Source organism: Desulfosporosinus metallidurans, from assembly GCF_001936615.1.
Lineage (GTDB): Bacteria > Bacillota > Desulfitobacteriia > Desulfitobacteriales > Desulfitobacteriaceae > Desulfosporosinus > Desulfosporosinus metallidurans.
Genome location: NZ_MLBF01000008.1, coordinates 135,008 through 142,090 on the forward strand (window position 1 = coordinate 135,008; position 7,083 = coordinate 142,090).

Below are 7,083 nucleotides of genomic sequence, written 5' to 3' on the forward strand. Positions count from 1 at the left end.
TATTATCTCAGTAAGCGTAGGCCGCTGATGATGACGATGATTGTACTCCCTTCGTGTCCAATCACTCCTAAAGGCAGATTAATATTCCCGAAAAAATTAGACAGGACAAGCACGAAAATAACGGCAATGGCAAAGGTCACATTTTGTTTGACCACCCTGGTCGTGCGACGCCCTAAGGCAATGGCATAGGAGACCTTAGAAATGTCGTCAGCCATCAGGACCACATTAGCAGTCTCCATGGCTACATCGGTTCCGGCAGCACCCATGGCGATACCGACGGAAGAAACCGCCAAGGCCGGTGCATCGTTAACACCGTCGCCGACCATGGCTACTTTGCCATATTCCCCTAATTTTTTTATAATATCAACTTTATGTTCCGGCAGCAGTTCGGAATATACTTGGTCAACGCCTACCTGCTCACCCATGATTTTCGCAGTTGAAGAGCTGTCGCCGGTCAACATCACAACCTTAATCCCCATTTTTTTAAGTCTACTAATTGATTCCTTCGCTTGCGGCCGCAGGGTATCTTGTACCGCTAAGACACCAATTCGTTCATTTCCCACCTGAACAAAGATTACCGTATTCCCTTGCTTCTCCAGTTCCTGGACAGCGTTCATTTCCTCTTCCGGGAGTTTTTGTCCTCCGATCAAATCCAGTTTTCCGATTCGATATTCCTGACCCTCCACTATGCCATGTACCCCAAACCCAGGCACAGCTTCTAGTTTTGAGGCTGAGCTAAGGTGGAGATTTTTCCCCTTCGCCTTACGGATTATAGCCTTAGCAATAGGGTGTTCTGACCATGTTTCAAGAGAAGCGGCGATGCTTAAAACCTCATTTTCAGTATAGTTTCCATAGGGTATCACTTGAGTAATTCTTGGTATTCCCTCTGTGAGAGTTCCGGTTTTGTCAAAAGCTACTACGCTTACGTCACCGATCGTCTCCAGATAGGCACCTCCTTTGAATAAGATTCCTTTGCGTGCTCCGTTCGATATCCCGGATAATACAGCGGGCATAACGGAGGAAACCAGAGCGCAAGGGGAGGCTACGACGAGAAAGATCATGGCTTTGTAGATTGTCTCACTCCAAGACCACCCTATAACAAAGGGTGACAAGACTGGGATCAAAACCGCACCGGTAACCACGATTTTCGCGTAAATACCTTCAAATCGCTCCATGAATAATTGACTGGGTGGTCTTTCACTTTGCGCTTCCTGAACCAGATGGATTATTTTAGCAAGTAAAGTGGCCTCTGCTGGTTTGGTCATTTCGATGACTAAGGCTCCCTGTCCGTTCATGGTTCCGGCAAAAACCTCGTCCCCCGCCGACTTGTCTATGGGAATCGATTCCCCCGTAATCGATGCCTGATTCACAGAGGAAAATCCCTCACTCACAATCCCATCCGCCGCAATCCTTTCTCCCGGCCTCACCAACAAGTGGTCGCCTTGCTGCAATTCTTCGACTCGAACTCGCTTTTCCACGTTTCCGTGTAACACAATAGCCTCTTCCGGGCGTAGTTTCATGATGGACTTAATTTCGTCATTCGTTCGCTCCAGAGTATATCCTTCCAGGGCACCACTTAGGGAAAAAATTAAGATTAAAATAGCCCCGTCTCTCCAAAATCCGATACTGGCTGCACCAATGGCCGCCAATACCATTAGCAAATCGACATCTAAATCTTTTTCCTTAATCAAGGTTTGCAGCCCTTCCCAGGCTTTCTGATATCCACCTATGGCATAGGCCAAAAGGTAGAAAGGAACTTCGAACTCAGCATGACCATATTTTCCGGAATACCAAGCCAGGATAATAAATCCTAAGCTGAGGGCTGTAACAATCAAGCCCTTGTGCCTCGACCCAAGAATATTCCAAGACGTTCTCATGTTGATTTCTCTCCTTATACTTTCTTTCACATACTTCACTATATACTTTATGTACCCTCTTATCTTGACTCCATCAATCCATAGATCGATGGAGTCGTCATGAAATCCCCAACGTTCTAAAAAGTTTCGGCATTGATCTTTTTTAAAGTGTGCAAAAACTGATTGATTTCGTCGTCACTCAGAACGGACGTCATCTGCTCTGTCAGGTTCAAATGGTAGTCATGATGCTCCTCAAATACTTTCTTTCCTATATCAGTCAAACTAATAAGATTAACGCGCCTATCTTCTTTCGTCGATTCACGGCGGGCAAAATTCTTCTTTTCTAAGCGATCCACCGTTACTGTAGTGGTTCCTGTCGTAACCCCCAACTTCTGGGCCAAACCTTTCATATTTATTTTTTCGTGTTCACCGAGGACCTCTAAGGCATGCGCCTCAGAAACCGTTAGCTCACTAGATCGCACGATTGAATTTTCCCAGGAAGAAAACCCATTGAAAAACGCCAAAAGTTCATGAGTCAACTCTTCATTGATAGTCACTATGACTCCTCCTCTGAATATTTAGTAAGTAACCCATAATGTTTTATGATAATAATGTTTGAATTTCAAGATATATGATAACAAAAATACTCTTCGCTGACAAGTGAAACCCATCCTGCTTGACAATGAACTCCTAGATAACTATCATGGATTACATTAGGAGAGAGAATACTATGAAAAAATTAAGCAGTCGTTTTTCAATTGCTGTCCATATTTTAACCTTAACAGCAATAACCGAAAAAAATTGCACATCGGAATATATCGCTTCCAGTGTAAATACTAATCCTGTTTTAATTCGTAGAATTATAGGATTTCTGAAGAAAGCAGGCCTTATTAATGTTCATGGAACGGGTGGAACATATATACAAAAGGATATCTCAAAAATAACACTACTCGATGTCTATAATGCCGTTGAAGTTACCGAGGATCATGAGCTTTTCAATTTCCATAAAGGGAATTGTAAATGTAAAGTGGGCGCTAATATTGAATCGATTGTAGGCGCTACCTTGAATAAAGCTCAAATTGCAATGGAAAATGAGTTACGTCAAGTGACCATTCAGAATATCGTTAAAGAATTAAATAAGATTAATTAGAGAGACCATCTGATAGAATTGAAGAAATACAAAAAGTAGGGACATTGAATTCCCTACTTTTTGTTATAGTTCCACTTTATTTCTTAGAATTTAACCACTTCAATCGGGTCAAACCCTTTGCTAACCTTAACCTCACCACTACCAATGTAAAAAATTTCTACAATCGGATTTGAGGCATTTTCATACATTTTTTGAACTTGAGCAGAGACCTTAGCGAAAGCTTCCTCTTTTTCAGCTGCATCAGTTACAAACGTTGCCTTACCTGAAATCCGAACATTGTATTCGTTACTAACACAAGAGAATGCGACGTTTGAGTTAGTTTTCATTTGCTTATATACATCCTTTGTATTTGTGGTCATAAAATAGAATTTATTTTCTTGCGCAAACTGATACTGCCATCCCCTGACTTCAAGTTGTTCACCATTTGTGGTAGCAAAATAGCCCGTAGCTCCATCAGATAGGATTTCCTTAATTTGTTCAAGTGTCATTACTCTAGCCCCCAAAATTTAATTGTATCACCTAAGACATTATTCCCTCTTCATACTGTAACCAGTATAGTTACAATGATAACAGTTGTCAATATCTATGTTCAAAGTCCGTCATTTGTATTTTATTTTTCTTTATACATGTTGTCTGATATCTCTGTTTTGAAAGATTACTTTATTTGCACCGTGTATGCCTACTTCCCACCCGTGCCGTCTCCATTGGGATCACCGTTATAAACATTGTTGACCCCACTTCAAAAGTTGTACTCCACCTATTATTTGTTTTGATATTAAACAAAGACACCCTTCGGGTGCCATTAATTAATAACTTATTTTGGTCTGTTTGCAAAGAATCCATGTGCCACTTTGCTAGGCTTTAATAAGTTTTTCAAGATTCATCTTTGCGTAGATAATCCTATGTATTTCTACATCATGTTCTGTCACCACATAGAACACAAGGTAGTTTTTAACAGGCAACATTCTGTATTCGGGTTCAAGGGGTTCTATTGCTTGATACACCTTGCAAGAATAAGGAAATTGTTGAAGTCGAGATATAGAACTGTCAAGGACATCAACCAAATCCATTGCAGCCTTTGGTGCTTTAAGATAATCGGCGATATAGCTTGTAATATTCCTCAAATCCTTTTGTGCCAAAGGTAGATAGTTCAACTTATGCATTATCCTTGCTTACCTTATCAGCAATGTTTTTCCTTAAATCAGAAAACACTTCTTCATGCGAGTATCTCACATCGGTAGATTTTGCTTCCAGTTCCGCCTCTTTTAACTTAAAGCATAGTTCACTTTCAAACTGCTTACGTTCATAGGCCTCAATACTCATGACAACCATGTCCCCATATCCATTCTTGGTCAAGAACACTGGTTCCGATGTTTCATGCACCACCCTTGAAATATCCGCAAAATTGTTTCGCAAATCTGAAACTGGTCTAATCAGTGGCATATCATTCACCTCTTATTACGAGTTGTCAATTTAACATAATATTATCATAGTTATGCTACATTATCAATCTTACGATTTCTAGTACATCCTTGAAACAAGAGTCAAACAAGGAACCTGTCCCCTTGTTCAGCAACGTGTTGTGGGCGTTCAAAAAACCTTGACTTTTCTATAGTTTAGAGTTAACCTATATTTGTTATACTGTTATAGACAGTATACTGCTTTTAACATTCTACTCTTTTGCACTAATACTGTTTAGCAGATACTGTTTTGAACAAACAAAGAGGTGAAAAATTGATGTCTAAAAAACATGGTCGGCACACTCCAGCTTTTTTACTTCTTTTATTGGCCGATGCCCCCTCTTATGGAGGGTTACTTCTGACGCGATTAGAAACCGAACTTCCTTATGTTTTTTCTGATAGCGCCATTGTTTATCGCAGCTTACAAGAGATGGAAAAAAACGGTTCGGTCGAATCTAGCTGGGAAACACGAGAGAGCGGTCAGCCCAGAAAATGGTACACTATTACCCCTAAGGGAAAGCAGGATCTTAAGGAACAAGCGGAAGACATTCGCCAACGCTATGCCAATTTTGAGTATTTTCTATCTCACTACAAAGCTTTAAGCCAGGATAACGATTAATAACTAACTTTAGAACATGAAACGGATTGCCATTATTTTTGAGAGGAGTCTTTTTATGAACCAGAAGCACCAGATTCAATATTCCAAAATTGGTGTACTCTCTTTAGCCCACATGTTAAATGACCTATACAGCAATTATCTTCCCCAGATGCTCCCTTTTCTGGTTGCGTTAACGCCTGGCTTTACAGCCACTCGTGCAGCTATTTTAGTTTCCGCTTTTACCATAACCTCATCGTTGGTTCAACCGCTTTTTGGCTATTTTCTGGATCGTCAAGGGAAACGTTGGCTCGTTCATGTAGGAACTTTATGGATGGCGATCATGCTCAGTTTAACCGGAATAGTCCATAACTATGGGTTACTTGTTATCCTTGCAGCCTTAGCCGGACTCGGCACAGCCGCTTTCCATCCCCAGGCCTCCACCATGGTTAACGTCTTAAGCGGCGACCGTAAAGCCGTTTTACTTTCTGCTTTTGTAGCCTTCGGTAATTTTGGTTTTGCCTTGAGTCCACTCCTTCTCGTTCCATTATTCCAAGCTTATGGGTTACAAGCTACCCTTGTAACTGTAGTCCCAGGTATTTTCGTAGCTATCTTGCTACTTCTTTATGCGCCACGTAATAATGTTTTGTCCGGTGCCAACACACCGTTTTCAGTGGTTGTGCGCTCTCTAAAATCCGCAGCCTCGGAACTTGTTGCCATTATCGGTGTGATCGCCATTCGTTCTCTGGCTTATACGGGGATGTTAACGATGCTTCCCCTGTACTTTAAGTCTCAAAATCTATCGAATATTGCAGCAAGTCATCTCGTTACTATTATGCTCGCTGCTGGGGCAATTGGTGGGGTTATAGGGGGTTTTATTTCCGATTTTTATGGACGTAAGCGTTTAATTGTCGGTTCCCTGGTTATCTCTACACCGTTATTCTTTGGTTTTCTCTATACCCAAGGCACTCTGAGTACGATTTTTCTGGCTTTCGCCGGGGCAGCCTTATTGTCCAGCTTTTCAGTCACTGTTGTTGCCGCTCAAGAGGCAATTCCGGACAACAAAGCGTTGGCCGCAGGGCTGACAATGGGATTTGCCGGTGGAATAGGCGGTCTAGCTGTCATTCTTATCGGTCGCATCGGTGATATTTGGGGTCTTACATCGGCGGTCACCGTTATTTTCCTTCTTCCTATCTTGGCTGGTCTGATTGGTTTGTTTATGAAAAGCCGCCCTGCAGCCCGCACCCAACGCATAGCAGCTCGCTAGAACATGAATTGAAAAGGAGGGAAATGTATGTCAACTCACCAAAATTTTCATCATCACAACCATGAGCAAAGGGAAAAGATTCTGCCACCCGCTAAAATTCTCTCCCGCTTCGGTCTTAAGGACGGTCAGTATTTAGCCGATTTAGGCTGCGGACAGGGTTATTTTACACTCAAAGCTGCGGAAATCATCGGAGTTCAGGGAAAAATCAAGGCCGTTGACATCAATACAGAACGATTGCAGTTCCTGCGACAATCAGCCCAAGAATGCGGGCTGGCGGAGCGAATTGAGACTTATTTGGCTCAAGGAGAAAGTATCCCCCTTCCGGATAAGGATGTGGATATAGCTCTTATTTCTAATGTTCTACATGAATTACAGGATCCGCTAAATTATCTGCGGAATACCCAGCGAATTCTTAGAAACAATGGAGAGATTTGGGTCATCGAATGGCAGAAAAAAGAGACTCCTATGGGACCACAATTAAGTGAACGTCGTTCACAGGAAGAATGGGTAACAATTCTGGAACAAGCAGGTTTTGAGGATATTTGGGTGCAAATCTTTAATCCAGCCCATATTCTTTTTCGAGGTAAAGCATCAGAGTCTATATAAGTTCTTCGCAAGATTATGCTCTTATATGAATTTCAAGAATCCTAGGCCAAAACCTAGGATTTTCCTTTTTGTCCTAATGATAAAAATTATGTTTATCATTAGGAACAATTGCGACGAAGATCATCCAAGTTCTGCATCCACACCACAAT

9 protein-coding genes are annotated in these 7,083 nt (G+C 41.7%); 4 read left to right on the plus strand and 5 right to left on the minus strand.

Translation table 11 applies throughout. The annotated features are described in order from the left end of the window. Positions 1–2: 2 nt before the first annotated feature. Positions 3–1,877, minus strand: coding sequence for a heavy metal translocating P-type ATPase (locus tag DSOL_RS07865; protein WP_075364314.1), 1,875 nt, complete (start codon positions 1,875–1,877; stop codon positions 3–5). A gap of 116 nt (positions 1,878–1,993) precedes the next feature. Next, the gene (locus DSOL_RS07870; protein WP_075364315.1) at positions 1,994–2,413 is read right to left on the minus strand and encodes a MarR family winged helix-turn-helix transcriptional regulator; all 420 of its coding nucleotides are present in this window, start codon (positions 2,411–2,413) and stop codon (positions 1,994–1,996) included. A 173-nt stretch (positions 2,414–2,586) separates the two neighbouring features. Here DSOL_RS07870 and DSOL_RS07875 point away from each other — a divergent pair, with 173 nt between their 5' ends. Then, the gene (locus DSOL_RS07875; RefSeq protein WP_075364316.1) at positions 2,587–3,006 is read left to right on the plus strand and encodes an Rrf2 family transcriptional regulator; all 420 of its coding nucleotides are present in this window, start codon (positions 2,587–2,589) and stop codon (positions 3,004–3,006) included. Between the two features lie 83 nt (positions 3,007–3,089). On the opposite strand, the gene DSOL_RS07880 is transcribed toward DSOL_RS07875, so the two are convergent. The 3 genes from DSOL_RS07880 to DSOL_RS07890 form a co-directional block, all read right to left on the minus strand. Beyond that, on the minus strand, positions 3,090–3,494 hold the full coding sequence (locus DSOL_RS07880) for a pyridoxamine 5'-phosphate oxidase family protein (protein ID WP_075364317.1): 405 nt from the start codon (positions 3,492–3,494) through the stop codon (positions 3,090–3,092). Between the two features lie 366 nt (positions 3,495–3,860). Continuing rightward, positions 3,861–4,169 (minus strand): type II toxin-antitoxin system RelE/ParE family toxin, encoded by a 309-nt coding sequence (locus DSOL_RS07885; RefSeq protein ID WP_075364318.1) that lies wholly within the window; start codon positions 4,167–4,169, stop codon positions 3,861–3,863. Then, on the minus strand, positions 4,162–4,449 hold the full coding sequence (locus DSOL_RS07890; RefSeq protein WP_075364319.1) for a type II toxin-antitoxin system Phd/YefM family antitoxin: 288 nt from the start codon (positions 4,447–4,449) through the stop codon (positions 4,162–4,164). Before DSOL_RS07890 ends, DSOL_RS07885 begins: the two co-directional genes overlap by 8 nt. 267 nt (positions 4,450–4,716) lie before the next feature. On the opposite strand from DSOL_RS07890, the gene DSOL_RS07895 reads away from it, so the two are divergent. The 3 genes from DSOL_RS07895 to DSOL_RS07905 are packed head-to-tail and all read left to right on the plus strand — an operon-like array spanning position 4,717 to position 6,934. Further along, positions 4,717–5,085 (plus strand): PadR family transcriptional regulator, encoded by a 369-nt coding sequence (locus DSOL_RS07895; RefSeq protein ID WP_235838733.1) that lies wholly within the window; start codon positions 4,717–4,719, stop codon positions 5,083–5,085. A gap of 55 nt (positions 5,086–5,140) precedes the next feature. Next, the gene (locus DSOL_RS07900) at positions 5,141–6,328 is read left to right on the plus strand and encodes an MFS transporter (RefSeq protein ID WP_170871466.1); all 1,188 of its coding nucleotides are present in this window, start codon (positions 5,141–5,143) and stop codon (positions 6,326–6,328) included. A 27-nt stretch (positions 6,329–6,355) separates the two neighbouring features. Next, entirely contained in the window at positions 6,356–6,934 is a 579-nt protein-coding gene (locus DSOL_RS07905; RefSeq protein ID WP_075364321.1) for a class I SAM-dependent methyltransferase, read from the plus strand. Positions 6,935–7,083 lie beyond the last annotated feature (149 nt).